Annotated in this window: 29 protein-coding genes; 11 read left to right on the top strand and 18 right to left on the bottom strand. The window is 66.6% G+C overall.

Features of this window, described 5'->3' with window-relative positions; all coding sequences use genetic code 11:
- Positions 1-18: 18 nt before the first annotated feature.
- Complete coding sequence (locus tag V5F78_RS08475; protein WP_394071444.1) at positions 19-369, top strand: hypothetical protein; 351 nt, start codon at positions 19-21, stop codon at positions 367-369.
- Positions 370-463: 94 nt separating this feature from the next.
- Here the strand turns inward: V5F78_RS08475 and rpsI are convergent, their stop codons facing one another.
- The 4 genes from rpsI to V5F78_RS08455 form a co-directional block, all read right to left on the bottom strand.
- The gene (gene rpsI, locus V5F78_RS08470; protein ID WP_394043436.1) at positions 464-940 is read right to left on the bottom strand and encodes a 30S ribosomal protein S9; all 477 of its coding nucleotides are present in this window, start codon (positions 938-940) and stop codon (positions 464-466) included.
- A gap of 2 nt (positions 941-942) precedes the next feature.
- Complete coding sequence (rplM, locus tag V5F78_RS08465) at positions 943-1,404, bottom strand: 50S ribosomal protein L13 (RefSeq protein WP_394071445.1); 462 nt, start codon at positions 1,402-1,404, stop codon at positions 943-945.
- Positions 1,405-1,607: 203 nt separating this feature from the next.
- Positions 1,608-2,192, bottom strand: coding sequence for an NAD(P)H-dependent oxidoreductase (locus V5F78_RS08460; RefSeq protein WP_394071446.1), 585 nt, complete (start codon positions 2,190-2,192; stop codon positions 1,608-1,610).
- An 82-nt stretch (positions 2,193-2,274) separates the two neighbouring features.
- Positions 2,275-2,688, bottom strand: a complete 414-nt coding sequence (locus V5F78_RS08455; protein WP_394071447.1) for a PaaI family thioesterase — start codon at positions 2,686-2,688, stop codon at positions 2,275-2,277.
- Positions 2,689-2,801: 113 nt separating this feature from the next.
- Here V5F78_RS08455 and V5F78_RS08450 point away from each other — a divergent pair, with 113 nt between their 5' ends.
- Together V5F78_RS08450 and V5F78_RS08445 are read left to right on the top strand one after the other, a co-directional pair.
- Positions 2,802-3,638 (top strand): enoyl-CoA hydratase, encoded by an 837-nt coding sequence (locus V5F78_RS08450; RefSeq protein ID WP_394071448.1) that lies wholly within the window; start codon positions 2,802-2,804, stop codon positions 3,636-3,638.
- A 93-nt stretch (positions 3,639-3,731) separates the two neighbouring features.
- A complete protein-coding gene (locus V5F78_RS08445; protein WP_394071449.1) occupies positions 3,732-5,192 on the top strand; it encodes a hypothetical protein in 1,461 nt (486 codons plus the stop codon).
- A gap of 111 nt (positions 5,193-5,303) precedes the next feature.
- Here V5F78_RS08445 and V5F78_RS08440 read toward each other — a convergent pair whose 3' ends face one another.
- Entirely contained in the window at positions 5,304-5,516 is a 213-nt protein-coding gene (locus V5F78_RS08440; RefSeq protein ID WP_394071450.1) for a DUF2842 domain-containing protein, read from the bottom strand.
- 145 nt (positions 5,517-5,661) lie between these two features.
- On the opposite strand from V5F78_RS08440, the gene V5F78_RS08435 reads away from it, so the two are divergent.
- The gene (locus V5F78_RS08435) at positions 5,662-6,771 is read left to right on the top strand and encodes a COX15/CtaA family protein (RefSeq protein WP_394071451.1); all 1,110 of its coding nucleotides are present in this window, start codon (positions 5,662-5,664) and stop codon (positions 6,769-6,771) included.
- A 3-nt stretch (positions 6,772-6,774) separates the two neighbouring features.
- On the opposite strand, the gene V5F78_RS08430 is transcribed toward V5F78_RS08435, so the two are convergent.
- The gene (locus tag V5F78_RS08430) at positions 6,775-7,473 is read right to left on the bottom strand and encodes an LrgB family protein (protein WP_394071452.1); all 699 of its coding nucleotides are present in this window, start codon (positions 7,471-7,473) and stop codon (positions 6,775-6,777) included.
- Positions 7,466-7,879 (bottom strand): CidA/LrgA family protein, encoded by a 414-nt coding sequence (locus V5F78_RS08425; RefSeq protein ID WP_394071453.1) that lies wholly within the window; start codon positions 7,877-7,879, stop codon positions 7,466-7,468. The genes V5F78_RS08430 and V5F78_RS08425 overlap by 8 nt, the downstream gene beginning before the upstream one ends.
- Before the next feature lie 114 nt (positions 7,880-7,993).
- On the opposite strand from V5F78_RS08425, the gene V5F78_RS08420 reads away from it, so the two are divergent.
- Positions 7,994-8,896: a LysR family transcriptional regulator gene (locus tag V5F78_RS08420; protein WP_394071454.1), complete on the top strand. Its 903-nt coding sequence runs from the start codon at positions 7,994-7,996 to the stop codon at positions 8,894-8,896.
- On the opposite strand, the gene V5F78_RS08415 is transcribed toward V5F78_RS08420, so the two are convergent.
- The 4 genes from V5F78_RS08415 to V5F78_RS08400 all read right to left on the bottom strand — a co-directional run bounded on the left by V5F78_RS08415 (position 8,889) and on the right by V5F78_RS08400 (position 12,659).
- Positions 8,889-10,172: an O-acetylhomoserine aminocarboxypropyltransferase gene (locus V5F78_RS08415; protein WP_394071455.1), complete on the bottom strand. Its 1,284-nt coding sequence runs from the start codon at positions 10,170-10,172 to the stop codon at positions 8,889-8,891. The two genes, V5F78_RS08420 and V5F78_RS08415, sit on opposite strands and share 8 nt — an antisense overlap.
- A gap of 106 nt (positions 10,173-10,278) precedes the next feature.
- Positions 10,279-10,827, bottom strand: a complete 549-nt coding sequence (locus V5F78_RS08410) for a CoA-binding protein (protein WP_394071456.1) — start codon at positions 10,825-10,827, stop codon at positions 10,279-10,281.
- Between the two features lie 51 nt (positions 10,828-10,878).
- Complete coding sequence (locus tag V5F78_RS08405; RefSeq protein ID WP_394071457.1) at positions 10,879-11,658, bottom strand: TatD family hydrolase; 780 nt, start codon at positions 11,656-11,658, stop codon at positions 10,879-10,881.
- Between the two features lie 107 nt (positions 11,659-11,765).
- Complete coding sequence (locus V5F78_RS08400) at positions 11,766-12,659, bottom strand: LysR family transcriptional regulator (protein ID WP_394071458.1); 894 nt, start codon at positions 12,657-12,659, stop codon at positions 11,766-11,768.
- Positions 12,660-12,765: 106 nt separating this feature from the next.
- On the opposite strand from V5F78_RS08400, the gene V5F78_RS08395 reads away from it, so the two are divergent.
- The gene (locus V5F78_RS08395; RefSeq protein WP_394071459.1) at positions 12,766-13,536 is read left to right on the top strand and encodes an MBL fold metallo-hydrolase; all 771 of its coding nucleotides are present in this window, start codon (positions 12,766-12,768) and stop codon (positions 13,534-13,536) included.
- A 221-nt stretch (positions 13,537-13,757) separates the two neighbouring features.
- Here V5F78_RS08395 and V5F78_RS08390 read toward each other — a convergent pair whose 3' ends face one another.
- The 3 genes from V5F78_RS08390 to V5F78_RS08380 form a co-directional block, all read right to left on the bottom strand.
- Entirely contained in the window at positions 13,758-15,317 is a 1,560-nt protein-coding gene (locus V5F78_RS08390) for an ArnT family glycosyltransferase (protein ID WP_394071460.1), read from the bottom strand.
- 110 nt (positions 15,318-15,427) lie between these two features.
- Positions 15,428-15,724 (bottom strand): acylphosphatase, encoded by a 297-nt coding sequence (locus V5F78_RS08385; protein ID WP_394071461.1) that lies wholly within the window; start codon positions 15,722-15,724, stop codon positions 15,428-15,430.
- Positions 15,725-15,758: 34 nt separating this feature from the next.
- Positions 15,759-16,586, bottom strand: a complete 828-nt coding sequence (locus V5F78_RS08380; RefSeq protein WP_394071462.1) for a cell envelope integrity EipB family protein — start codon at positions 16,584-16,586, stop codon at positions 15,759-15,761.
- A gap of 96 nt (positions 16,587-16,682) precedes the next feature.
- Here V5F78_RS08380 and V5F78_RS08375 point away from each other — a divergent pair, with 96 nt between their 5' ends.
- The 5 genes from V5F78_RS08375 to V5F78_RS08355 all read left to right on the top strand — a co-directional run bounded on the left by V5F78_RS08375 (position 16,683) and on the right by V5F78_RS08355 (position 21,194).
- On the top strand, positions 16,683-17,147 hold the full coding sequence (locus V5F78_RS08375) for a RidA family protein (protein ID WP_394012432.1): 465 nt from the start codon (positions 16,683-16,685) through the stop codon (positions 17,145-17,147).
- A gap of 12 nt (positions 17,148-17,159) precedes the next feature.
- Entirely contained in the window at positions 17,160-17,903 is a 744-nt protein-coding gene (locus V5F78_RS08370; RefSeq protein WP_394071463.1) for a glycerophosphodiester phosphodiesterase family protein, read from the top strand.
- A 126-nt stretch (positions 17,904-18,029) separates the two neighbouring features.
- Positions 18,030-19,085, top strand: coding sequence for a DUF4424 domain-containing protein (locus V5F78_RS08365; protein ID WP_394071464.1), 1,056 nt, complete (start codon positions 18,030-18,032; stop codon positions 19,083-19,085).
- A gap of 45 nt (positions 19,086-19,130) precedes the next feature.
- A complete protein-coding gene (locus V5F78_RS08360) occupies positions 19,131-20,306 on the top strand; it encodes a GNAT family N-acetyltransferase (RefSeq protein WP_394071465.1) in 1,176 nt (391 codons plus the stop codon).
- Positions 20,307-20,423: 117 nt separating this feature from the next.
- On the top strand, positions 20,424-21,194 hold the full coding sequence (locus V5F78_RS08355; RefSeq protein WP_394071466.1) for a proteasome-type protease: 771 nt from the start codon (positions 20,424-20,426) through the stop codon (positions 21,192-21,194).
- 97 nt (positions 21,195-21,291) lie between these two features.
- Here the strand turns inward: V5F78_RS08355 and V5F78_RS08350 are convergent, their stop codons facing one another.
- The 4 genes from V5F78_RS08350 to V5F78_RS08335 form a co-directional block, all read right to left on the bottom strand.
- The gene (locus tag V5F78_RS08350) at positions 21,292-21,750 is read right to left on the bottom strand and encodes a peptidylprolyl isomerase (protein ID WP_394012436.1); all 459 of its coding nucleotides are present in this window, start codon (positions 21,748-21,750) and stop codon (positions 21,292-21,294) included.
- An 81-nt stretch (positions 21,751-21,831) separates the two neighbouring features.
- Positions 21,832-22,395 (bottom strand): peptidylprolyl isomerase, encoded by a 564-nt coding sequence (locus V5F78_RS08345; protein ID WP_394071467.1) that lies wholly within the window; start codon positions 22,393-22,395, stop codon positions 21,832-21,834.
- Between the two features lie 34 nt (positions 22,396-22,429).
- A complete protein-coding gene (coaD, locus tag V5F78_RS08340) occupies positions 22,430-22,951 on the bottom strand; it encodes a pantetheine-phosphate adenylyltransferase (protein WP_394071468.1) in 522 nt (173 codons plus the stop codon).
- An 88-nt stretch (positions 22,952-23,039) separates the two neighbouring features.
- The gene (locus V5F78_RS08335; RefSeq protein ID WP_394071469.1) at positions 23,040-23,816 is read right to left on the bottom strand and encodes an SDR family NAD(P)-dependent oxidoreductase; all 777 of its coding nucleotides are present in this window, start codon (positions 23,814-23,816) and stop codon (positions 23,040-23,042) included.
- Positions 23,817-23,842 lie beyond the last annotated feature (26 nt).

The following is a 23,842-nucleotide window of genomic DNA, read 5'->3' as shown; positions in this document are numbered from 1 at the left end:
CCATTGTCGGGGGGTTCCATGCAGAAGGTCTGGTCTTGGGTCGGAGGCGTCGCCATCTGCACGCTCGGCGTCGCGATGGTCGCGGCGGTGGCCGATCATGCCGCGGCACAAAGTTCCGCGAACCCGCCGCACATCACCATCCAGCCGCACAATCCCAATGTGATCCACCTGCCGGTCATTCCGCAGGGCAGCTATCTGGACCCCGGCCCCGGCGCGGCCATCAAGCCGGACGTGGGCATCGGCGACGATCGCAACGAGGATTATGTCTTCCCGCCGGATCTCGATGGCTACATGGGCTCCTCGCCTCCCGGCGATCCCACCGACAACGGCCAGTGGAGCCCCCTGCCCGGCGATACACCGAGCTTCTGACGGGGTCTTCCCCGGCTCCTGGCACGAGACACAAAAAAGGCGGCGGGGAAAATCCCAGCCGCCTTTTTCGTTTGATCCCCGAATGGGGGAAAAATCAGCGCTTCGAGAACTGGAAGCTGCGGCGAGCCTTGGCGCGGCCGTACTTCTTGCGCTCGACCACGCGGCTGTCGCGGGTCAGGAAGCCGCCCTTCTTGAGCGGGCCGCGCAGCTCGGGCTCGTAATAGGTGAGCGCGCGGGAGATGCCGTGGCGCAGCGCGCCGGCCTGGCCGGAGAGGCCGCCGCCGGAAACGGTGCAGACCACGTCATACTGCTCTTCACGGGCCGCGGCCTGGAAGGGCTGGTTGATCATCAGGCGCAGCACGGGACGGGCGAAATAGGTCACCACATCGCGGTCATTGACCGTGATCTTGCCGGTGCCGGGGCGGATCCAGACGCGGGCGACCGCGTCCTTGCGCTTGCCGGTGGCATAGGCGCGGCCGAACTTGTCCAGCTTCTGGACATGGACCGGCGCCTCTTCGATTCCGCCCTGGCGGGAATCGAGCGCGTCGAGGGACTGAAGAACCTCAGCCATGATCAGTTCCTCACATTCTTGCGGTTGAGGCTGGCCACATCCAGCGCCACGGGCTGCTGCGCCTCATGGGGATGAGCGGCGCCCTTGTAGACGCGCAGATTGCCCATGATCTTGCGGCCGAGCGGGCCACGAGCGAGCATGCGCTCCACGGCCTTCTCGATGACGCGCTCGGGGAAGCGGCCTTCCAGCAGGAACTTGGCTGTGCGCTCCTTGATGCCACCCGGGAAGCCGGTGTGGTGGTAATAGACCTTCTGGTCGCGCTTGCGACCGGTCAGTACCGCCTTCTCGGCGTTGACCACGACGACATTGTCGCCGCAATCCACGTGCGGGGTGTAGAGCGGAAGGTGCTTGCCCTTCAGGCGCATGGCGATGATGGTGGCGAGACGGCCCACGACGAGTCCGGTCGCGTCGATCACCACCCATTTCTTTTCGATTTCGGCAGGCTTGGCCGAATACGTCTTCATGGATCGGTTTCCGAATGAGAAAGCCGGTCCCCACGAAAGATCGCAAGGCCCCCGGCAATGGACGGGCTTGTAACCCAGAGCCGGCGTAGCGTCAACGCAGCATGCGTCCGATTTATCTTTGTTTTTCAGATGCTTATTAAAATGGTGTTATAACACCACATTTCAAGCCGCTTTTCCGGCGCAACAAACGCCGTCCTTTTCGTTCAGCGCGCATCCCGCCCGAGTGCCTCGACCTGGCGCAGCCAGCGGGCGCGCTCGTCCGGCGTCGCCACATCCACCAGGCCGAACAGGCTGTGGCGCACCGGGGCGATGCCGACGAAATCCAGGATGTTGCGCTCCAGCCCGAGCACGCCATGGGCGAAGAAATACCAGCGATAGATCAGGGCCGGCATGCCCATGGTCACGATCACCCGCGCCGAGCGGCCGCCGAGCAGCTTGTGGGGAAAGCCGGGGCCGGCCTGGATGAAGGCGAAGCCCGGGCGCATCAATTGCTCCAGGAACGCCTTCAGCAAGGCCGGCATGGTGCCGAGCCAAAGGGGAAACAGCAGCACCACATGATTGGCCGCGAGCAGCGCGTCGCGCGCGGGAAGCAGATCATGCGGCATGGTGCCGGTCTCGAAATCCGCCTGGGTGCGCATCAGCGAGAAATCGAGCGCCGCCACCTCGACCCGTGCCACATCGTGGCCGGCGGCACGCGCGCCGTGCGCATAGGCGTCCGCCAAGGCGTGGCAGAGATGCCCACCGTGCGGATCCGGATGCCCCTGAATGATGAGGACGGATTTTCCCATGGCGTCTCCCCTTGCTCGCACCATGCGGGGCGGGAGGGAAAACGCATTGATCCGGATCAGGGCGCGCCGTTGCGGAAGGGACCTATCGCGCCGGAATGGAATAGGTCGCCACGCAATGGGCGACAAGCTCCGCGCTGCCGGGGCTGTGAAGCGCGACATCACCCACCGCGAGGCGCTTGCCCAGCTTGATGATGCGCGCGTCCGCCAGGATCGGGCCGGGCGCCGGCTTGCGCAGGAAGTTGATGGAGAGATTGGTCGTCACCGCCAGCGCCACCGGGCCGATCTGTGCCAGCAGGGCGGCATAGACCGCAACATCGGACAGCGCCATCAGCGCCGGGCCGGACACGGTGCCGCCGGGCCGCAGGTGATCGTCGCCCGCCTCCAGCCGCACCGTCGCCGTCATGACGCCAGTGGAAATCACGGTGTGCGCCTTGCCAGGGCCGAACGCCTGGGGGAATTCCGCGTGCAGGAACGCCTCCAGGTCCTGTGGTGACATCCGCACTTCACCGTTCCCCATTGCGTGCTCCCCGCATCTCGCTTCCCGCTTGCGCTTTGCTTAGAGTAGCCTGGCAAAAGATCAAAGCGCGCCAAGCGCGCGAGGGAGATGACATGTCTTCTGCCGCATCCCCAGTTGCAGCCGCCGTCGAGGTTCCGGTCGAGCCGGCGGTGCTGCGCAGCGATGCCGACGGCGTCGCGCTGCTGACGCTCAACCGCCCCGCGAGCCGCAACAGCCTTTCCGAAGCCATGATGGCGGCGCTCTCGGAAACGCTGACCGACATCTCGGTGGATCCTGCGGTCCGCGCCGTCGTGCTGGCGGCGCGCGGCCCGGTGTTTTCCGCCGGCCATGATCTGAAGGAGATCCAGGCCCATCGCAGGGACGAGGATCGCGGCCGGCATTATTACGACCAGGTGCTGCGGCGCTGCGCGGCACTGATGACCGCCATCGTGCGCCTGCCCCAGCCGGTGATCGCGGCGGTGGACGGCATGGCCACGGCGGCCGGATGCCAATTGGTCGCCAGCTGCGATCTCGCGGTGGCCGGCGCGAAGGCGCGTTTCTGCACGCCCGGGGTCAATATCGGCCTGTTCTGCCACACCCCGATGGTTGCCCTGTCGCGCGCCGTCTCGCGCAAGCACGCGCTGGAAATGCTGCTGCTCGGCGAATGGGTGGAGGCGGAAGAAGCCCATCGCATGGGTCTGGTGAACCGGGTGGTGGCCGATGGCGAGGCGGTGCCCGCCGCGCGCGACCTCGCCCTGCGCATTGCCGCCAAATCGCAGGTGCCGGTGAAGCTGGGCAAGGCCGCCTTCTACGCCCAGTCGGAAATGACGCTGGACAATGCCTATGCTTTCGCCTCGCAAGTGATGACCACCAACATGCTCGCGCGCGACGCCGACGAGGGGATTTCGGCGGTGCTCGACAAGCGCCCGCCCCATTGGGAGGATCGGTGAGGGCGAATTGATCGCGGCCTTTACGTTCCCTAAACCATAAAGGGCTTTCCTAGAGTCCTGGCTGGCATGATGCCGCTGGCGAAGGAAGGCGCGATGACCGACAGCCTAAGCCGCGAAACGCTCTTCGATTCACACGCCGAAAGGCAGTGGGTTCGCTTGCGTCGCGTGCGGGTGTGCGCCGCGATAGCGTTGCTTCTGGCGGCGGCGCTTCTGCTGCTGCCCTTGCGCTATACCGCCACTGCCTCCCTGTCGTTCGATGTCGCCTCACAGCCGCCCGCCGCCAGCGTGCGCGGCGTGGCGCAGGTGCTGGGTGCCCGCGAGATGGCGCAGGATGTGTTCGCGCGCCTCAATCCGGCGGACCGGGCCGCTCTTGCCGAACCGAGTCGCGCCTTTTCGCTGGCGCGCTGGCTTTCCGCCGATGCGCCACGCGCGCCCGTGGATATCGCGGGTGCGGCGCTGGTCTCCGGCTTGGCCGTGACCCCGCGCTTCGGCGGGCGGGTGCTGGAACTGTCCTTCACCGCAACGCGGCCGAAACTCGCCGCGCGGGTAGTGCAGGCCTATGCCGACGCTTTCCTGTCTCTCGATGCCGAGGTGCGTGCCGATCCCGACGGCCCGGCGGCCGCGCACGCGGCGACGCCGCAGATGCGCATCGCCGCCGCCGCAATGGCGCCGGTGATGCCCGATGTTCCCGCTCCGCTGCGCTTGGTGCTGCTGGCGCTGGCGACCTTTGCCCTCGGCTTCATCGTGCTGCGGCTCGGCCGGCCGGCCCAGCACATGATGGATGACGAGGAGAGCGCGCGCCTGCCGGTGCAGCTCACCGACGGGCGCAGTGTCGCCTGGATGGATGCCGGACACGGGCGGGGCATGACGCAGGACGAGGCGCTGGCGCGCCTGCTCCAGGTGCTGGAGGAGCTGTGCGCGCGCCCCGCCGATGCCGGGCACCTCGTGGTGCTCACCGCCGATACGCCGTTTGCCCGCTCTGCCGCGTGCGCGGTGGCCTTGGCGCGCGCGCTCTCCCTCGGGGATGCGCGCGTCGCACTGGTCGCCCTCGACGGCGACGCGCCGGAATTGAGGGGCTTGGTGGCCGATCCCTGGGCCGCCGGGGTCGATGAGATGCTGTTCGGGGTTGCCGGCTTCGGTGAAACCATCCACCGCGATCTGGTGTCGCGCGCCCATATCATCCCGCCCGGTCGCGGCGCGCGGGGCGGCGCCAGCGTCGCCACCGCCGACCGCCTAGCTCTGATCCTGCGCGCCCTGCGGCAGACTTATGATTGCGTGATCGTCGCCGCGCCGCCGGCCCCCCATCTGGTGGCGGCGGCGGGCCTTGCGGCGCTTCAGCCGCTGCTGGTCTGCATCGAAGATATGGGCGCGCCCGTGGGCTCGGGCGTGGAAGCCTATGCGGCGCTCGCCTCCATCGGTTTCAATGACGTGGTGATGCTGCGTCTTGCCGACACCGATGCGCCGGCTTCTGCGCCCGCACTGCCGGTGCTGGAAGCAGAGCCGGTGCGGCAGAGGCGCGAAAGCACCCCGCGCCGGCTTGCCCCCGCCGCCTGAAGCTCCAGAAGAACCTGGACTACCACAAGCGACAAATTGATTTTAAATTCAATAACTTGCCGCAATGTGTCGAAGTAAAACCTTACGCGAATCGCGATTGATGAACTGGCATCACACCTTCTTATCGGGCCGCTCCATCCAGCGGATGAGGAAGGCGGCGGGCACGATCCAGAGCGATCCGAGCAGCACATAGGACACCGTCTGCCAAGCCCAGGGCAGCTCGGTGACGCGGCCTTGCGCGATCGCCATCGCCCCGAGCGCCCACACCACCACCAGGATCAGCATCAGAATGGTGCCGATGAACTTGCGCAAACGCATGGGCATCGCGCCCTCCTTTGTTGTCCCGTGGCGTGCGGTGCTGGTGCACGCCACCCGCTCCCCTGCGGCAGCGACGCCGCGCCGTCTTGCACCCGTGGAAGCCGCTGTATATCGGATCCGTGGGGAGGGCCATATTCTGGAGCAGGTTCAGATGCCGCAGGATCGCCGCGCGATCACATCCGTCGATGCCGCGCCCGCGCCCGTGCCGGGCGCCCGGGCGGTTCGCCTGTGGCTTTATGCGGTCGCCGCGCTGATCGTGCTGATGATCGTGGTGGGCGGCGCGACGCGCCTCACCGAATCCGGCCTGTCGATCACCGAATGGAAGCCTGTCACCGGCGCCCTGCCCCCGCTCTCGCAGGCCGACTGGCAGGCGGAGTTCGAGAAGTACAAGGCGATTCCCCAATATGAGATCCTCAACAAGGGCATGGGGCTGGAAGGCTTCAAGCGCATTTTCTGGTGGGAATGGGGCCATCGCCTGCTGGGCCGCCTGATCGGCTTCGCCTTCCTCCTGCCCTTCCTCTATTTCGCCGTGCGCGGCGTGCTGCGGGGCCCGCTGCTGGTCAAATGCCTCGGCCTGTTCGTGCTCGGCGGCCTTCAGGGCGCGGTGGGCTGGTGGATGGTGGCCTCCGGCCTTTCCGCCCGCACCTCGGTGAGCCAGTACCGGCTGGCGGTGCATCTGACGCTCGCCTGCATCATCCTTGCCGCCATCGTCGCGGTGGCACGCAGCCTCAAGGTCGCGGGCGAGGACAAGGTGCCCGCGCCCCTGCGCACCGGATCGCTCGTGCTGGTGGCGCTGGTGCTGCTGCAGATCTTCGCCGGCGGACTGGTGGCGGGGCTGGACGCGGGCTTCACCTTCAACACCTGGCCGCTGATCGACGGGCATTTCATTCCCGCCGCCGCGCAGCTCGGCGCGCTCGATCCGGCATGGCGCAATCTGTTCGAGAATGTGCTGACGGTGCAGTTCGTCCACCGCATGATCGCCTATACGATCCTCGCGGCGGCGCTGCTGCATGCGCTCAACGCCCGCCGGATCGGCGGATGGGTGGCGCGCGAGGCCTGGGGCGTGTTCGCTCTCGTGTGCTGCCAGGCGCTGCTGGGCATTCTCACGCTGGTGTTCGTGGTGCCGATGGATATCGCCCTGACCCACCAGTTCGGCGCCGCCGTCGTGCTGATCGCGGCGACGCTGCATGCAAGCGATGTCGCGCGCGGCGGGCGGGCGCTCGCACCCGCTAGTATTCCGGCCCGTCCGGCGCGGGCCTGAGGATCAGCGCAGGGCGATCGCCACCAGCGGCCCAAGCAACAGGTTCACGAAGCCGGCCAGGATCATAACCAGACCGGCGATAGAGCCTTCCTCGCGCCCGATCTGATGGGCCTTTGCGACGCCCGCGCCATGGGCGCCCATACCGAACAGCGCGCCGCGCGCCAAGGTGGAGCGCAGCGGCAGCCATTTCAGCATGACCTCGCCCAGCGTCGCACCGCAGATGCCGGTGACCACCACGAACATGGCGGTGAGATCGGGAATGCCGCCGATCTCGCCCGACATGCTCATGGCGAATGGGGTGGTGGTTGAGCGCGGCATGAGGCTGCGGCCGAGCACATCCGGCAAGCCCAGCAGGTTGGCGAGGCCCCAAGCCGTGCCGAGGGCAATCGTGCTGCCCGCGAGCACACCCACCAGCAGCACAGGCCAATGACGGCGGATCATCGCGCGCTGCTCATAGATGGGGATTGCGAACGCCACCGTTGCTGGCCCGAGCATCAGCAGCAGCCAATGGGTGCCGCGCAGATAATCGGCATAATTGGTGTGCAGCAGTGCCGTCAGGCCCAGGATCAGCACCGGCGTCAGCAGCAGCGGCGCGGTGAACCAGCGGCCGAACCTGCGATTCACCACCCGCGCGAGCACATAGAACGCGATTGTGGCGACGGGCCAGAAGAACAGCCAGAACAGGGAGCTGGACTCAGGCATGTCCGGCTTCCCCGCCATGGCGCAGGCTGAAGCGATACGCGAAATCCACGATCAAAGCGGTCGTGCCCATGACGGCCACGGTGCCGACGAGGATGATGGCGGCGATCTTCAGGCCCAACGTCCCGACGAATTCGCCGTGGTCCATCACCGCCATGGCGGCGGGCACGAAGAACAGCAGCATTTCCGCCAACAGCCAATAGGCGCCCAGGCGCACGTTCGCCGCCCGCAGCACGCCGGTGCCGAGAAGCACCAGCAGCAGCCCCATTCCCACCACGCCGCCGGGCAGCGGCAGATGCAGCCAGCGCACCAGCGTATCCCCCGCCAGCCAAAAGCCGAGCAGGACGAGGATCTGGAGCACGCGTGTGCGGCGCAGCATAAAGCGGAGGCGGGTCAGGATCCCGGACATGGGAGAGGTCCACAAACAGAGGCGGCAGGAAGTGCGTTGAACATTAGGGTGCGGTGCGATATTCGTAAAATGAATTGAATGAATTCTATCCAGTCCAAAACGGAATGACGCGCCATGGAGCTTCGCACCCTGCGTGCCTTCGTCGAGGTGGTTCGCCAGGGCGGCTTCTCCCAGGCCGCGAAAACCGTGTTCGCCACCCAGTCCACGGTCAGCAAGGCGGTGAAGCATTTGGAGGAGGAATTGGGCGTGGTGCTGCTGGACCGCCTCGGCCATCGCAGCGAACTGACCGCCGCCGGCGAGATCGTCTATCGCCGCGCGCTCACCATGCTGGCGGAGCGCGAGGACCTGACCACCGAACTCGACGAATTGCGCGGGTTGAAGACCGGAATCCTGCGCCTCGGCCTGCCGCCGCTCGGCAGTTCAACGCTCTTTGCGCCTTTGTTCGCGCAGTTTCGCAGCCGCTACCCCGGCATCGAGATTCGCCTCGTGGAACAGGGCAGCAAACGGCTGGAAGAGATTCTGCTGGCGGGCGAAGTGGAGCTGGCGGGCTCTCTTCTTCCAGTGAAGGAGGAGTTCGCGGCCCAGCCGGTGCGCCTGGAGCCGCTGGTGGTTCTGATGCCCGAGGGAGACCCGCTGGCGCACGCGCCGAGCCTCACCTTTCCCGACCTCGCGGCCCTGCCCTTCATCCTATTTGAGAGCGGATTCGCGCTCAACCAAGTGATTCTCGATGCCTGCGAGCGCGCGGGCGTCTCGCCCACCATCATCGCCCGCTCGGGGCAGATCGACTTCATCGTGGCGCTGGTGGGCGCGGGGCTCGGCATCGGCTTCCTGCCGCGCACCATCGCCGAGCAGCGGCACCACCCCTCGGTGGCGCTGGTGCCGCTGAATGAGCCGAGCACGGACTGGTACATGGCGCTGATCTGGCGCCGCCGGGCCTATCTTTCCCACGCCGCCCGCGCCTGGCTCGCGCTGGCGCGGGAATATTATGGCGAGGCGGGCGAAACGACGGTCAGCTGACCGCCAGGGCCTGTTGCAGGTCGGCGATGATGTCGGCCACGTCCTCGATGCCCACGGAAATCCGCACCACCTCCGGCCCCGCTCCGGCCGCCACCTTCGCCTCGTCGGACAGCTGGCGATGGGTGGTGGAGGCGGGATGGATGATCAGCGAACGCGTGTCGCCGATGTTCGCCAAGTGCGAGAACAGTTCCACGTGGGAGACGAGCTTCACGCCCGCCTCATAGCCGCCCTTTAGGCCGAAGGTGAACACGGCGCCCGCACCCTTGGGCAGGTATTTGCGGGCGAGCGCGTGATATTTATCCTCCGGCAGGCCGGGATAGCTCACCCATTCCACCGCGGGATGCGCGGCCAGGAATTTCGCAACCGCCAGCGCATTCTCGCTGTGCTGCTTCATGCGCAGGGTGAGCGTCTCGATGCCGGTGAGGATGAGAAAGGCGTTGAACGGCGAGAGCGCCGGGCCGAGATCGCGCAGGCCAAGCACGCGGGCGGCGATGGCGAAGGCGAAATTGCCGAAGGTCTCGTGCAGAACGATGCCCTGATATTCCGGCCGCGGCTTGGAGAGGAAGGGATAGCGGTCGGTGGCGGACCAATTGAAGGTGCCGGCGTCCACGATCACGCCGCCGATGGAATTGCCGTGCCCGCCCAGGAACTTGGTGGCGGAATGGATGACGATGTCCGCGCCATGCTCGATGGGGCGCCACAGATAGGGCGTCGCCAGCGTGTTATCGACGATCAGCGGCAGGCCGGCGGCCTTGGCGATCTGGGAAATCGCGGCAATGTCGGTCACCACGCCGCCGGGATTGGCGATGGATTCGGTGAAGATGGCCTTGGTCTTGGGCGTGATGGCGCGCTCGAACGAAGAAATATCGTCCGGATCCGCCCACGCAACATTCCAGCCGAAGCTCTTGAACGCATGGGTGAATTGGTTGATGGAGCCGCCGTAGAGCTTACGTGAGGCGACAAATTCATCGCCCGGCGAGAGCATGGTCTGGAACACCAGCAGCTGCGCCGCATGGCCGGACGCCACCGCGAGCGCGGCCGTGCCGCCTTCCAGCGCCGCGACGCGTTCTTCGAGCACCGCGTTCGTGGGATTGCCGATGCGGGTGTAGATATTGCCGAAGGTCTGGAGGCCAAACAGCGCCGCCGCGTGATCCACATCATCGAACACGAATGAGGTGGTCTGGTAGATCGGCGTCGCCCGCGCGCCCGTGGTCGGGTCGGGCTGGGCGCCCGCATGGATGGCGAGGGTGGCGAAGCCCGGTTCGCGGTCGGTCATGGCTGGTCTCCTCCGAGTCCCCGGCATTATGCCGAGGGCTTCATGTTATATTCTAGTTCGTGCATCAAAAAAATGTTGTTTAACCGCCACCACAGGGGCGAACGGGTTATTGTGCGTCGCCCGGCACCTTCGGCGTGCGCGACAGCGACAGGCGCTGAACCCCGCTTCCCAGGCGCTGCGGACGCTTTGAGGAAATGGTGCGGCTGTTGACCCCGGTCCAGCCGATCTCGCCCGAGAGCCGGCCGTATTCGATCTTCGGGCAGCGATCCATCACCACCTTGAGCCCGGCGGCCTCGGCGCGGGCGGCGGATTCGTCATGGCGCACACCCAGTTGCAGCCAGAGCACCTTGGGCAGCGGCGAGAGCGCCAGCGCCTCGTCGAGCACCGAGGGCACGAAGGCAGGGGCGCGGAACACGTCCACCATGTCTATGGGCACCGGCACGTCCGCGAGCCGGCCATAGAACGGGCGGCCCGCAAGCTCTTTGCCGACCTGGCCGGGATTGATGGGATAGACCTCGAACCCGCGTTCGGAGAGATATTTCGCCACGAAGAAAGACGGGCGCGCCGGATTGGGGCTCGCGCCGACGACGGCGATGGTGCGGCAGGTGCTCAGGATGTCGCGGATATAGGCGTCATCATAGCGATCGTGATTCATGAGGCTGGTCCCCTGCCGCGCGTCCCGCGCCTTGCTTAAAGGCAGAATGGCTCAGGCGCGCCGCGCCTTCGAGAACAAGGTGAAGAAATTCTGCGTGGTGCGCGCGGCGATCTCCTCCAGTGTGGTGCCGCGCGCGGCGGCGAGCACCGTGGCGGTCTCGCGCACGAAAGAAGGCTCGTTGCGCTTACCGCGATGGGGCGTCGGCGCGAGGAACGGCGCGTCGGTCTCCACCAGCAGCCGCTCGGCCGGGAGCGCGGCGGCAAGCTCGCGCAGGGCGGCGCTGTTCTTGAAGGTGATGACACCGGAGAAGGAGACATAGCCGCCGAGCGCCACCGCCCGGTGCGCGAGGTCCGCACCGCCGGTGTAGCAATGCAGAAGGAAGGGAAACGAGCCCTTCGCGCTCTCCGCCTCCAGGATGGCGGCCACATCGTCGTCCGCCTCGCGCGCATGGATCACCAGCGGCAGGCCGGTTTCGCGCGCGGCGGCGATATGGGTGTGGAAGCCGTGGGCCTGCGCGTCCCGCGGGCTCTTGTCATAATGATAATCGAGCCCGACCTCGCCGATCGCCACTACCTTGGGATGGGCGGAGAGCGCCACGAGATCCGCCGTCGTCACATCCGGCTCTTCCGCCGCTTGATGGGGATGGGTGCCCACCGAGCAGAAGACATTGTCGAACCGCTCGGCGATGGCGCGGATCTGGTCGAAGCGCTTCACGCGAGTGGAGATGGTCACGAGATGAGAGACGCCGGCATCGCGCGCCCGCGCCACGACGGCGGGCAGTTCCTCGGCGAAATCGGGGAAATCCAAGTGGCAGTGGCTATCGACGAGCATGAATGAGGCCTTCACAAGAGGCCCCTCACATAGGCATTCGGCGCCGCCGCGTCGAGCCACCGCTTGCCGTCGCGCTTCCGCCCACGCTGGGGCTGGCGGATCAACGCCTATCCCACCCCCTCAAACAGCGCCCGCTCGCGCCGGAACAGATCCAGCAGCGCGTCGGCCACCAGGCGGAAGCGAGCATCGGCACGGGCATCGGCGCGGGTCAGCAGCCATAGTTCGCGCGCCGGCGGCGTGTGCGGCAGATCGAGAAGGCACAGGGCCGGATGGCCGGCGGCCAGGAAATGCGGCAGCAGGGCGATGCCGCAGCCCGCAGCCGCCGCCTGCGCCTGCCCGGCCTGACTGTTGGTGCGGAAGGCAAATCGCGCGCGGGGAAACTGGCGCGCGAGCCAGAGCGCCTCGGGCAAATAGCCCGCCGCCTCATCGAAGCCGACGAAATGGGGCGCATCCCCTTGCGTGATTCTCGCCTGCCACTCCGCGGTTCCGTAGAAGGCGAGCCCCACACCGCAGGCGCGGCGCGCCAGCAGGTCGCCGTCCTGCGGCCGGGCGAGGCGCAGCGCGATGTCGGCCTCGTGGCGTTGCAGGCTCACCGCGCGGCGGTCGGCGATCAGTTCGATATCGAGCGCGGGATGCCGCCTTTGAAGCGCCGCCAGGTGCGGCAGCAGGAACACGTCCGCAAGGCTCGCGGTCGCGGTCACGCGCACCCGCCCGGCAAAGGCGTCGCGCGGAGTCTCCTCCAGCAGGGATTCGGCGGCGCGTTCCATCGCCATTGCGATGTCGAGAGCGCGCCGGCCGGCGTCGGTCAAATCATAGCCGGTGGCGTTGCGCGCGAGGAGCGGCGTGCCGATGGCCGCTTCCAGCCCCGCCACATTGCGCGACACGGTGCTGTGATTGACGCCGAGCACGCGCGCCGCCGCCGAAAGGCTGCCATGGCGCGCGAGCGCGGCGAAGACGCGGAGCTGGTCCCAATCGAGATCTGTGCGAGAATGAGCGGCCATTGCGCAGTTTTCGGGAATTTTCGCGCAGATGGCCAGCGCCTATTGCTTCCCGCGAACCGGGCGCCCGCTTCCGTCCTCCCCGGCGCGCCTTTGGAGAGCTGATCTCATGCCGTCTTCCGCCCCCATCCGCCTCACCCTCGTCGGCGGCCCGACGCTGCTGATCGAGATCGCCGGCTTCCGGCTCCTCACCGATCCAACCTTCGATATGCCCGGCGATTATGCCTCCGGCACCATTATGTTGCACAAGCTCACCGGCCCGGCGATCGCGCCGGAGGTGCTCGGCGCCATCGACGCCGTGCTGCTCAGCCATGACCAGCATTCGGACAATCTGGACCGCGCGGGCCGCGCTTTCCTGCCGAAGGCGGGCACAACCTTCACCACGCGCATCGGCGCAGAGCGGCTCGGCCTCGGCGAGGGCCTGGCGCCCTGGGATACGCGCGAACTGAAGGGACCGAATGGGGAGCGCCTGTTCGTGACCGCGGTGCCGGCGCGCCATGGACCTCCGGGCATCGAGCCCATCGCGGGCGAAGTGATCGGCTTCGCGCTGGGCATCGAGGCGCCGGGGGATGCGCTCTATATCTCCGGCGACACGGTCTGGTACGAGGGCGTCGCCGAGATCGCGCGGCGCTTCTCGCCCCGCATCGCGATTCTGTTCACCGGCGCCGCCAAGCCGCGCGGCGCGTTCCACCTGACCATGAACGCCAATGACGCGCTGGAAACCGCGCATGCCTTCTCCGGCGCGCGCATCGTCGCCGTGCACAACGAGGGCTGGGGACATTTCAGCGAGGCGGAAGACGAGCTTGCCCACGCCTTCACGGCGCTCGGCCTGGGCGACCGGCTCGCCCGGCTGCAAAAGGGCGAGGCGCTGTCGCTTTAGGGCGAATGGACATCGGCTTCACGCCGTTGCAGCGGAGCATCGTCATGCGCGGGCCTGTCCCGTGCATCGACGCGGCACCGCTGGCATCGGCGTTTCAAGGCCGCGCCGGCGGCCCGACCATGACCTGCCCGGCTATAACCTGCCCGGCCATGACAACCGGCCGATGAACGACAATCGTGCCCACCTGCTTGAAGCAACTTCCGGAAAAAGGCCGGAAAGGCTCACCGGCACAATTCGCTGTCGGCCGGCAGCGGCGTGATCTGCCAGAAGCTTTCGCGGCGCGGCTTCAGCCAGGGCGACCACCATTTGGCAAAAATGTCGATGGCCGTGCCTTCCATGCGCGGCGGGGCATAGACGCCGAAGCCGTTGGCGACGCCGGTCACCTGCCCGCAGCCCGTGGAGGGCCGCGGCGGCGGGCGATAGCCGAATTCCCGCACGATCACCACCCGTGCTTCCGGCACCGCCGCGCGGATGCGGCCGGCGGACATGCGGTCGGCGGCGATCAGGGTCGGCGCCGTTCCCAATTGGGCCAGTACCACCGGCCGCAACTTGGCCAGCGGCTCGGCCGAGACACAGCGCCCGCACAGGCGCGGATCGGGATACACCGTCACCGCGATGCGCACCGCCATAACCCCGATGGCCAGTGCCGCCAGGAGGCCGAGATAAAGCTTCACCCGCCGCTGCCATCCACCCAGCCGCTCCAGCTCGGCGAACACATAGACCGGCGCCATCAGGAAGAAGACGTGGAAATAGCGGTCGCGCAGGCTGATCGATCCCATCGCCAGCACGCCCACCAGGGTCACCACCGTACCGATGATGATCATGGAGCGCAGCAGATGGCGGATCGCCGCGCGTTCCTGGGTGCTCGCCCGCCCGCCCTCGCCCCGGTTGAGCGGCAGGAAAACCAAGGCGACGATGCCGATCAGCGGCAACAGATAGCCGATCCAGGCGCCGGCGAAGACGTCCAGGACATCCGACCATTTGGACTTCGCATTGGGCGCGATCACGTCGGCGGTGGCGAAGAACACGTCCTGCTTCATCACCACGAGCACGATGGAGAACAGGATGATGGGCACCGCGGCGACGCCGAGCGTGATGGCGATGCGCCGGTCGAGCCACACCCGGCGGAAGCTCGGTTCCAGCAGGCTTGAGATCAGGATCGCACCGAAGAAGGCGACATAGCCGAACTTGCTCACAACGCCGAGCGCGATCCAGCCGCCGAGCGCCGCATACAGCCAGCGCGACGGCGCGGCGCGCAGCGCGATCAGCGTCACCATCGTGCCGGCGATGGTGACGATCATGGCGTTGGAATGGGTCAGGATACGGTGGCTGTGATAGCCGATCACCCACAGCGCCGACAACGAGAACACCGAGAGCGCCTGGAGACGCGGATCAGCGATCGCCCGCACGGCGACCCGATAGACCAGCATGGCGCAGGCGAACAGAAGCGAATAGCGCAGGATCGCGAAGCTCAGCGCCCCCGGCCCGGTGATCTTCTGAATGCCGTACAGGAGCCAGTCGAACACCGGCGGGTTGCGCGCCACATAGCTGATCTCGAACGACTGAACGAGATAGCTCTCGATCGCATCGTCCACATTGATGGCGCTCTCGAACACCACGGCGATGAGGGCATGCAGAATGGCCCACAGGCCGACGATCAGCGCGATCCCGCCGGGCCGGGCCCACCAGGGCGCCGACTCAACCGGATCGTACGGGCCAAATCGCGATGGCGTGTTGGCGGGGCGGCCGGCACTCGGGTCCGCCGAAACAGTCGCGGACACAGGGGCACTCCGCAGTCGTATCAGGACCTTTTCTATACGCGGCGATCCGGCCCATGACCATCGCGCCGACCGGTCCCGGTGCATTTGCGCCCGCGGCTGTAGCGGGAATGTTACAGAGTGGCCAGCACCGCGAACCGACCCCAGCCGCCGCTGGCCGCGAGCGCGGTGTCGGCGGCGTCGTAGAGACGCAGGGCATCCACCCGCGCCCCGGCGGGACCGGTGCCGCAGGCCTGCACCATCTGGTCGACGGCGGCGTCATCCGCGCCCGCCAGCACGGCCTCGACGCTGCCGTTGGCGCGATTGCGCACCCATCCCGAAAGGCCCCGCGCCTCGGCGCCTTGGGCGCACCAGGCGCGATATCCCACGTCCTGAACCCGGCCTTCCACGATGAGATGCACCACTTTCACGGCACCCTCCCGGCCGCGTCCGGCGGGCCGCGCCTCACTTGTCGCATGGCGTACTCGCCTTCAGCGCCTCGAATTGCTCCATCCGCCCGCGCAGGACGAAGTCGTTATAATCAATCGTCAAAGCACCGATGACGCCATTGTCATACAGAGAGAAGCTCATGACATAGTCCGGAGTCTGGTCCGAGCCGCCCGGCTCGAAATAGCTGACGCTGGTCTGATGATAGGTGTGGCCGGCAAGCGCCGCCTTGGCGGCTTCGGGCAAGCCGGGCTCATCCTTGGCGGGGCGACCGATCACCGCGAGCGTGTCGAACACCTTCACGCCATCATCCGAGCCGTCGAACACGCGCGCCTCCAGCACCGTCTCTCCGGCCTTCGCGGCGGCGATCACCTTCTGCAGATGCTCGGTGGGCAGCAAGATCTTGCCGGTCAGCTCCACCGTGGCCTTGCGGGGCTTGGTGATCTTCACGCTGAGGCCGGTATCGGTGCGGGTGGCGGTGGCGTCGACGTCCGACTTCACCTCGTCCTGCTGGCGGCTCAAGGTCTTGAAGCGATAGGCGGTGGCGGTGCCATCCTCCCAGCTGGTGGAGAGCATTTCGCTGCTGACGGACGGGCCCTCTCCGGTATCCAGCTGGTTGGTCTGCCGCAGCTTCACCGTATAGCCCTCGCAGGCGTCGCCGCGCATCTCGTAATCAATCCGCCCGTCGGCGCCTTCCAGCTTCTGCGAGGGACGGGTCCCGTCGAGCGAGAGGATATAGCTGGTGCGGTGCGCGAGCAGCGGATCGGCATGCGCAAGGCCGAGAGGCACGGCCGCCAGCCCCGCGGTCAGGGCGAGCCTTGCGAGCATCCGCGAGCAATCCACCATTCCTGTCTCCTCATAGTCGTCCGGACGGCTTGCGCCCCGCCCCTGCTTCGGCGAAGAAGGCGCACATTTACGCGCAAGGTGTGGCAGGAGACGAGAATGTCGCAAACCATCGAGCAGAAACTGGCGGATCTGGGAATCACGCTTCCCACGCCCACCGCCCCGCTCGCCAATTATGTGCCCGTCGTGCGCACCGGCAACCTCCTGTTCGTGTCCGGCCAGGTCTCCATCGACGGCGCCGGCAAGATCACCACCGGAAAGCTCGGCGGCGGCGTTGAGATCGAGACCGGCCGCGCGGCCGCGCGCCAGTGCGCCATCAACATCCTCGCCCAGGTGAAGGCCGCCGTCGGCGATCTGGAAAAGGTCGTGCGGGTGGTGAAGCTGGTTGGCTTCGTGAACTCCACGCCGGATTTCGTGGATCAACCCAAGGTGATGAACGGCTGTTCCGATCTCCTGGTTGAGGTTCTCGGCGACAAGGGCCGCCATGCCCGTTCGGCGGTCGGCATCGCCGCCCTGCCGTTCGACGCGGCGGTGGAGGTCGAGGCCGTGGTCGAAGTGGCCTGATCCCACACCAAGATGGGCGACCTGTCCTGGCTGATCCAACGACCCGTCGCCCATCGCGGCCTGCACGATGCATCGTGCGGGGTGATCGAGAATTCGCCGAGCGCGGTGGAAGCCGCGATCGCCGCCGGCTTCTCGGTCGAGGTGGATATCCAATTGGCCCGCGACGGCGAGGCCATGGTGTATCATGACTTCGTGCTGGATCGCCTGACGCAGGGCGCCGGCCCGCTCGCGCAACAGTCGCGCGCGCAATTGGAACAGGTCCGCTTCCGCGCCACCGACGACCGCATGATGAGCCTGCCCGATCTTCTGGCACGGGTGGACGGGCGGGCGCCGCTGCTGATCGAAATCAAGAGCGCATTCACCGGCGACGTCCGGCTTGCGCTGCGCGCCGCGAGCCTGCTGGCGGGCTATCGCGGTCCGGCCGCGCTGATGTCATTCGACCCCGAGATGCTCTCGGCGGTCCGCGACGCGGCCCCCGACCTCACGCGCGGCATCGTGGCGGAACGGCGCTACGTCCATGGCGAATGGGACGGTCTCTCAGCGGGCACGAAGCGCGTGTTGCGCCATCTGCTGCATTGGCCCAAGACGCGCTTCCAGTTCATCGCCTATCGCGCGGCCGACCTGCCCGTCCCTCCGATCCGCCTCGCCCGCGCCCTCGGCTTTCCCGTGCTGGCCTGGACCGTACGCCGGCCCGCCGATTGGGAGGCGGCGAAAACCTTCGCCGACCAGATGATTTTCGAAGGCTTCCGCCCCTAAGGCACATGCCGGGCTCCGGCCGCGCATTCGCAGATGCGACCCTTGGCACAATGGGTTATGAGGCTCACAGGAATGGGCGCCGGCCGGCTCGGGCCGCCGACACCGCCTCGCCCGGGAGATCGCACCGTGCCGACGCTTCGCTCAGCCCTATCCAACGCTTGCCTGTCCTTCGCCAGCCTCTCCTTTGCCTGCGCCACCGCGCTTTTCTGCGCCGGATCCGCACGCGCCAATGATTCCAGCGCCGAGCTGTCTGCTGGTGGCCTGGTCCTCATCCGCAATCTCGAGGTGGAGATGCGCTCGGAGGACCTGTTCATCTCCACCCGCGAAGTCCGGGTGCGCTATGTATTCCACAATGCCAGCGATAAGCCGGTCACCGGCCTCATCGCCTTTCCCATGCCGGACATCACGGCGAGCGAGGCGAATATTTCGATCCCGACCGACGATCCGGTCAATATTCTCGACTTCAAGACCCGCGTGAACGGCACGCCGGTGCGCACGGATGTGGAGCAGAAGGTGTTCGTGCTCGGCATCGACCGCACCGCCATGCTTCTGGATCAGAAGGTGCCCCTCGCCCCGCACCTGCAATCCACCCGCCAGGTGTTGGACGCCCTGCCCCGCCCCCTCTGGGACGAATGGGCGAAGATCGGCCTTGCCCGCGTGGATGAATACGATGTGGGCCAGGGCATGAAGGAACATCTTGAGCCGCAATGGACGCTGAAGACCACCTTCTACTGGATGCAGACTTTCCCGCCGAAGGCCGACACCATCATCGAGCACGCCTATAAGCCCAGCGTCGGTGCCTCGGTCGGCACCACGATCGGCATGACGGCGCGAGGCGACGACAGCTATCTGAAGCGCGAGCAACGCACCTATGAGCAGAAATTCTGCATCGACCGCGCCTTCATGACGGCAGTCCAAGCCGGCATCAAGAAGGCCCCGAAGGACGGCATCGCCTTCTCCGAGGAACGCATCGGCTACATCCTCACCACCGGGGCGAACTGGTCGGGACCCATCGGCACGTTCAGGCTCACCGTGGACAAGGGTGCGCCGAACAATCTCGTCAGCTTCTGCGGCACCGGGGTTAAGAAGACCGGCCCCACCACGTTCGAGATGAACGCGACCGATTTTTACCCTGCGGAAGACCTCTCGATTTTGATCCTCAAGCCCAGCCCCACCCCTTGATTGCACCGCACCATGCCGCCAAGTTGAGGGTATGGGCGATATTGCATGACCGAGGCCCGCGTTCGCGTCCTCTCCGCCTTGACGGAGATCAGCGCCACCGATTGGGATGCCTGCGCGGCAGGGGAAGCCGCGCGGCCGGAACCTTTCGTCTCCCACGCCTTCCTTCAGGCGCTGGAGGAATCGGGCTGCGTCGGCGCGCGCACCGGCTGGCTGCCGCAGCATCTTCTGCTTGAGAGGCAAGACGGCGCCGCAGCCGGTGTCGTGCCGGCCTATCTGAAGTCCCATTCGCGCGGCGAATATGTCTTCGACCAAGGCTGGGCCGACGCCTATGAGCAGGCCGGCGGGCGCTATTATCCCAAGCTCCAGGTAAGCGTGCCGTTCTCCCCCGTCACCGGGCGCCGCCTGCTGACCCGGCCGGGTCCCGATGCAGTCGGCAATGCCGATCTCCTGGGCGCCGGCCTCGTGCAGCTCGCGCGCCTGCACAAGACCTCCTCCGTTCACGTCACCTTTGCCACGCAGGCGGAATGGGAAAGGCTGGCCGCACTTGGCTTTCTCAAGCGCACGGACCAGCAGTTTCATTGGGGCAATGCGGGCTATGCCAGCTACGAGGAGTTCCTGGAGGCCCTCGCCTCCCGCAAGCGCAAGGCGCTGCGGCGCGAGCGGCGCGAGGCACTCTCAAGCGGCATCGAGATCGAATGGCTGACCGGCAGCGCGCTCACCGAAGCCGCCTGGGATGCCTTCTTCGCCTTCTACATGGATACCGGTTCGCGCAAATGGGGCCGGCCTTATCTCAACCGCCAGTTCTTCTCGTTGCTGGGCGCGCGGATGGCCGACCAGGTGCTGCTGGTGATGGCGAAGCGGGCGGGCCGCTATGTTGCCGGCGCCCTCAACATGATCGGCGCGGAAACCCTCTACGGCCGCTATTGGGGCGCGATCGAGGAGCATCCGTTCCTGCATTTCGAGGTCTGCTACCATCAGGCGGTGGATTATGCCATCGCCCACAAGCTCAAGGTGGTGGAGGCGGGGGCGCAGGGGGAACACAAGCTGGCGCGCGGCTATCTGCCCACCCCGACCTATTCCGCCCATTGGATCGCCGATTCCGGCCTGCGGCGCGGCGTCGCGCATTATCTGGAGCGCGAGCGCGCCCATGTGGCGGAGATGGGGGAGGAGTTGACGGAGCTTGGCCCGTTCCGCCGCGGCGGTGTCCCGGAAGGCGATTAGCGGCATTCCTGCCGCGCCTGCGCCAAAAGGCGGATAGAATGGCCCAGGGGGGCATAACGCTGATTGCGGCCCGCGGGGTAGGCTCGCTATAACTCCGGCCTGCGGTGGGGGAAGGTGATGACTTATTGTTGCGGTGTGCTGGTGCGGGACGGTCTGGTGATGATCGCGGACACGCGCACCAACGCTGGCCTCGACAACATCTCCACCTTCCGAAAGCTCCATGTGTTCGAGGAGCCGGGCCATCACGTGATCGCCATTGCCTCGGCCGGCAATCTGTCGGTCTCCCAGTCCGTGCTCAGCCTTCTGCACGAGGGCGTGGAGGATCACGACGCCGGCGAGCGCCAGCAATTGCGCGACGCCAGGACCATGTTCCAGGCCGCCCAATTGGTCGGCCGCGCGATCCGGCAGGTCCACACGGTGGACGGCAATGCGCTGGAGCAGAGCAATGTCAGCTTCGACGTGTCGTTCCTGCTCGGCGGCCAGATCATCGGCGGGCCGCTGCGCCTGTTCATGATCTATTCGGCCGGCAATTTCATCGAGTGCACCACCGATACTCCGTTCCTCCAGATCGGCGAGCACAAATACGGCAAGCCGGTGCTGGATCGCGCCGTAACCTTCGACATGGAGATCGCCGACGCGCTGAAGACCAGCCTGATTTCCATGGATTCCACCATGCGCTCGAACCTCGGCGTCGGCCTGCCGATCGACGTTCTGGTGCTGTGCCCCGATACGTTGGAATCCGAGCTGAGCTATCGCGTCGAGCCGGGCGAGCCTTATTTCCACGATCTGCGGGAGCGCTGGTCGGCGGCGCTGCGCTCGGCGCACACCTCGATCCCGCGCCCACCCTATCTCAAGCACGGCCGGCGCGGCGAGAACGGCCAGGGCTGACCCTGCGCCCGGCATTCGCGGCGAGATCCAAAGAACATTGCTCTTAAAACAAAAACGCCGGCATCGCTGTCGGCGTTTTCGCATCTGGATCGAAGGCTCAGGCCGCTGCGGGCTGGAGCTTGGCGGAAACGATCTTGTCGGGATCCTTCACGGGCTCGCCGCGCTTGATCTTGTCCACATTCTCCATGCCGGAGATCACCTGGCCCCACACCGTGTACTGGCGGTCGAGGAAGCCGGCATCGCCGAAGCAGATGAAGAACTGGCTGTCGCCGGAATCCGGGTTCTGCGCGCGGGCCATGGAGACCGTGCCGCGCTTGTGCGGCTCGGCGTTGAACTCGGCCTTCAGCTTCTTGCCGGAACCGCCCATGCCGGTGCCGGTGGGATCGCCGGTCTGCGCCATGAAGCCGTCGATGACGCGGTGGAACGGCACGCCGTTATAAAAGCCTTCCGCCACCAGTTCCTTGATGCGCGCCACATGGCCGGGGGCCAGATCGGGACGCAGGGCAATGACCACCTCGCCCTTGGTGGTTTCGAGAACGATAACCTCGTCGGCCATGGCCAGTCTCCTTGGTTGGTCGATGGTGTCGCGGCTTTTTGTGCCGCGCTCTGAAGAGCGGTTGCGCGAACGGACGCGGGATTACTTGGCGTCGGCGGCCACCTGCATCTTGATGATCTTGTCCGGGTTCGCGACCGTGCCGTTCTGGCTTGACGAACCCTTCTTGATCTTGTCCACGAACTCCATGCCCGACACCACCTTGCCGACCACGGTATATTGGCCGTTCAGGGAGGGGGTGGCGTCGAAATTGATGAAGAACTGCGAATTGGCGCTGTCCGGCGACGACGAGCGGGCCATGCCCACGGTGCCGCGCTCGAACGGGACGTTGGAGAATTCCGCTGGCAGGTTGGGATATTTCGAACCGCCGGTGCCATTGCCATATTGGCCGTCGCCGGTCTGCGCCATGAAGCCGTCGATCACGCGGTGGAACGGCACGCCATTATAGAAGCCCTCGCGCGCCAGCAGCTTCAGCCGCTCCGCGTGCTTGGGCGCGATGTCCGGGCGCAGCGCGATCACCACACGGCCGTAGGTGGTGTCGAGATAAAGCGTGTTCTGGGGGTCGATCTTGCTCTGCGCGGCGGCGGGCAGCACGAACATCAGCGCGACGGCAAGGCCGGCCAGGACGCGGCCGAGAAAGCGGGGCATGGGTATCTCCTTGGAACCGATCAGCTGTTGGACATCAGCGTTTGGGAAACTTCGCGTGCAGCCGCGCGAGCACGACCGGCGGCACGAAGGCGGAGACATCGCCGCCCATGGACGCGATCTGCCGCACCAAGGTGGCGGTGATGGGGCGCACCCGGGGGGAAGCCGGCAGGAAAACGGTCTGGATGTCCGGAGCGAGCGTGCCGTTCATGCCCGCCATCTGCATTTCGTAATCGAGGTCCGTGCCGTCGCGCAGGCCGCGGATCAGCAGACCGGCGCCGGTCTCCTGCGCCACGCTCACCACCAGCTTGTCGAAGGTGACCACTTCGAGGACCGCCCCCTCCTCGGCCGCCACCGGCTCGCAGACTTCGCGCAGCATGTCGAGCCGCTCGGCGGCGGTGAACAAGGGCGTCTTGCCGGGATGGATGCCGACCGCGAGCACCAGCCGGTCGGCGAGGCGGCACGCCGAGCGCACCACGTCCAGATGCCCATTGGTGGGCGGGTCGAACGAGCCGGCATAAATGGCGGCGCGGGTGGTGTGGGCTTGCGGGGCGCTCATGGGGCGCAAGCGTTATCGCGCCGCGCGCCCACGCGCAATGGGGCGGTGCCGCGCGGCACCGCCTCTTAGGGTCACAGCAGTGGCATCCTCACAGATGGATGCCACCCGACACCTCGATGCGCTGGCCGTTCACCCAGCGATTCTCTTCAGCCAGGAAAGTCGCGATCATCGGGCCGATATCGTCGACCACGCCGACGCGGCCGAGCGCCGTCTCGCCGGCGATGACCGCGTTGACCTGCGCATTGTCGCGCACCAGCCCGCCGCCGAAATCGGTCTCGATGGCGCCGGGCGCGATGGTGTTGACGCGAATGCCGCGCGCACCCAGCTCCTTGGCCATATAGCGGGTGAGCACCTCGATGCCGCCCTTCATGGCCGCATAGGCGGCAAAGCCCGGCATGGAGAAGCGGGCAAGGCCGCTGGACAAATTAATGATGCGCCCACCGTCGGCCATCAGCGGCAGCAGCGCCTGGGAGAGGAAGAAGGTGCCCTTCAGGTGGATGTTTGCCAGTTGGTCGAACATCTCTTCCGTGGTCTCCATGAAGGAGGCATGGATGCCGATGCCCGCATTATTGACGAGCACGTCGAACCGATCGCGCCCGAAGGTGTCTTTCAGCGCCGCCTGCACGGTCGCGGCGAAGGCCGGGAAGGTGGCCGAGCGCTCCACATCGAGCTGAAGCGCAAGGCCGGTACGGCCCAAAGCCGCGATCTCGGCGCGCACCGCCTCGGCCTCCCCGGCGCGGGAATGATAGGTGAAGATCACATCCATGCCTCGGCGCGCCAGGGCCAGCACGGTGCTGCGCCCAAGGCCCCGGCTACCGCCGGTGACGAGAGCGATGGGTGTGGAAGAAGCGGGGGTATGGGTCATGACACGGTCTCCATCAGCGATGGGAG

Origin of the sequence: Roseixanthobacter glucoisosaccharinicivorans (assembly GCF_043195095.2) — a bacterium.
Taxonomy (GTDB): Bacteria; Pseudomonadota; Alphaproteobacteria; order Rhizobiales; family Xanthobacteraceae; genus NCEH01.
Note: the sequence above shows the minus strand (reverse complement) of the source record. Positions and strands in the feature narration are given on the sequence as shown.

Coding starts and splice junctions, on each gene's coding strand:
- V5F78_RS08430 (WP_394071452.1), bottom strand. CDS start 7,473: ATGCCTGAGTCCAGCTCCCTGTTCTGGCTGTTCTTCTGGCCCGTCGCC.
- V5F78_RS08435 (WP_394071451.1), top strand. CDS start 5,662: ATGCCGCAGGATCGCCGCGCGATCACATCCGTCGATGCCGCGCCCGCG.
- V5F78_RS08395 (WP_394071459.1), top strand. CDS start 12,766: ATGCCGTCTTCCGCCCCCATCCGCCTCACCCTCGTCGGCGGCCCGACG.
- rplM (WP_394071445.1), bottom strand. CDS start 1,404: ATGAAGACGTATTCGGCCAAGCCTGCCGAAATCGAAAAGAAATGGGTG.
- V5F78_RS08380 (WP_394071462.1), bottom strand. CDS start 16,586: ATGGTGGATTGCTCGCGGATGCTCGCAAGGCTCGCCCTGACCGCGGGG.
- V5F78_RS08415 (WP_394071455.1), bottom strand. CDS start 10,172: ATGACCGACCGCGAACCGGGCTTCGCCACCCTCGCCATCCATGCGGGC.
- V5F78_RS08455 (WP_394071447.1), bottom strand. CDS start 2,688: ATGTCACCACAGGACCTGGAGGCGTTCCTGCACGCGGAATTCCCCCAG.
- V5F78_RS08445 (WP_394071449.1), top strand. CDS start 3,732: ATGACCGACAGCCTAAGCCGCGAAACGCTCTTCGATTCACACGCCGAA.
- V5F78_RS08375 (WP_394012432.1), top strand. CDS start 16,683: ATGTCGCAAACCATCGAGCAGAAACTGGCGGATCTGGGAATCACGCTT.
- V5F78_RS08410 (WP_394071456.1), bottom strand. CDS start 10,827: ATGAATCACGATCGCTATGATGACGCCTATATCCGCGACATCCTGAGC.
- V5F78_RS08345 (WP_394071467.1), bottom strand. CDS start 22,395: ATGCCCCGCTTTCTCGGCCGCGTCCTGGCCGGCCTTGCCGTCGCGCTG.
- rpsI (WP_394043436.1), bottom strand. CDS start 940: ATGGCTGAGGTTCTTCAGTCCCTCGACGCGCTCGATTCCCGCCAGGGC.
- V5F78_RS08475 (WP_394071444.1), top strand. CDS start 19: ATGCAGAAGGTCTGGTCTTGGGTCGGAGGCGTCGCCATCTGCACGCTC.
- coaD (WP_394071468.1), bottom strand. CDS start 22,951: ATGAGCGCCCCGCAAGCCCACACCACCCGCGCCGCCATTTATGCCGGC.
- V5F78_RS08355 (WP_394071466.1), top strand. CDS start 20,424: ATGACTTATTGTTGCGGTGTGCTGGTGCGGGACGGTCTGGTGATGATC.
- V5F78_RS08440 (WP_394071450.1), bottom strand. CDS start 5,516: ATGCCCATGCGTTTGCGCAAGTTCATCGGCACCATTCTGATGCTGATC.
- V5F78_RS08450 (WP_394071448.1), top strand. CDS start 2,802: ATGTCTTCTGCCGCATCCCCAGTTGCAGCCGCCGTCGAGGTTCCGGTC.
- V5F78_RS08400 (WP_394071458.1), bottom strand. CDS start 12,659: ATGGCCGCTCATTCTCGCACAGATCTCGATTGGGACCAGCTCCGCGTC.
- V5F78_RS08360 (WP_394071465.1), top strand. CDS start 19,131: ATGACCGAGGCCCGCGTTCGCGTCCTCTCCGCCTTGACGGAGATCAGC.
- V5F78_RS08405 (WP_394071457.1), bottom strand. CDS start 11,658: ATGCTCGTCGATAGCCACTGCCACTTGGATTTCCCCGATTTCGCCGAG.
- V5F78_RS08350 (WP_394012436.1), bottom strand. CDS start 21,750: ATGGCCGACGAGGTTATCGTTCTCGAAACCACCAAGGGCGAGGTGGTC.
- V5F78_RS08370 (WP_394071463.1), top strand. CDS start 17,160: ATGGGCGACCTGTCCTGGCTGATCCAACGACCCGTCGCCCATCGCGGC.
- V5F78_RS08420 (WP_394071454.1), top strand. CDS start 7,994: ATGGAGCTTCGCACCCTGCGTGCCTTCGTCGAGGTGGTTCGCCAGGGC.
- V5F78_RS08425 (WP_394071453.1), bottom strand. CDS start 7,879: ATGTCCGGGATCCTGACCCGCCTCCGCTTTATGCTGCGCCGCACACGC.
- V5F78_RS08335 (WP_394071469.1), bottom strand. CDS start 23,816: ATGACCCATACCCCCGCTTCTTCCACACCCATCGCTCTCGTCACCGGC.
- V5F78_RS08460 (WP_394071446.1), bottom strand. CDS start 2,192: ATGGGAAAATCCGTCCTCATCATTCAGGGGCATCCGGATCCGCACGGT.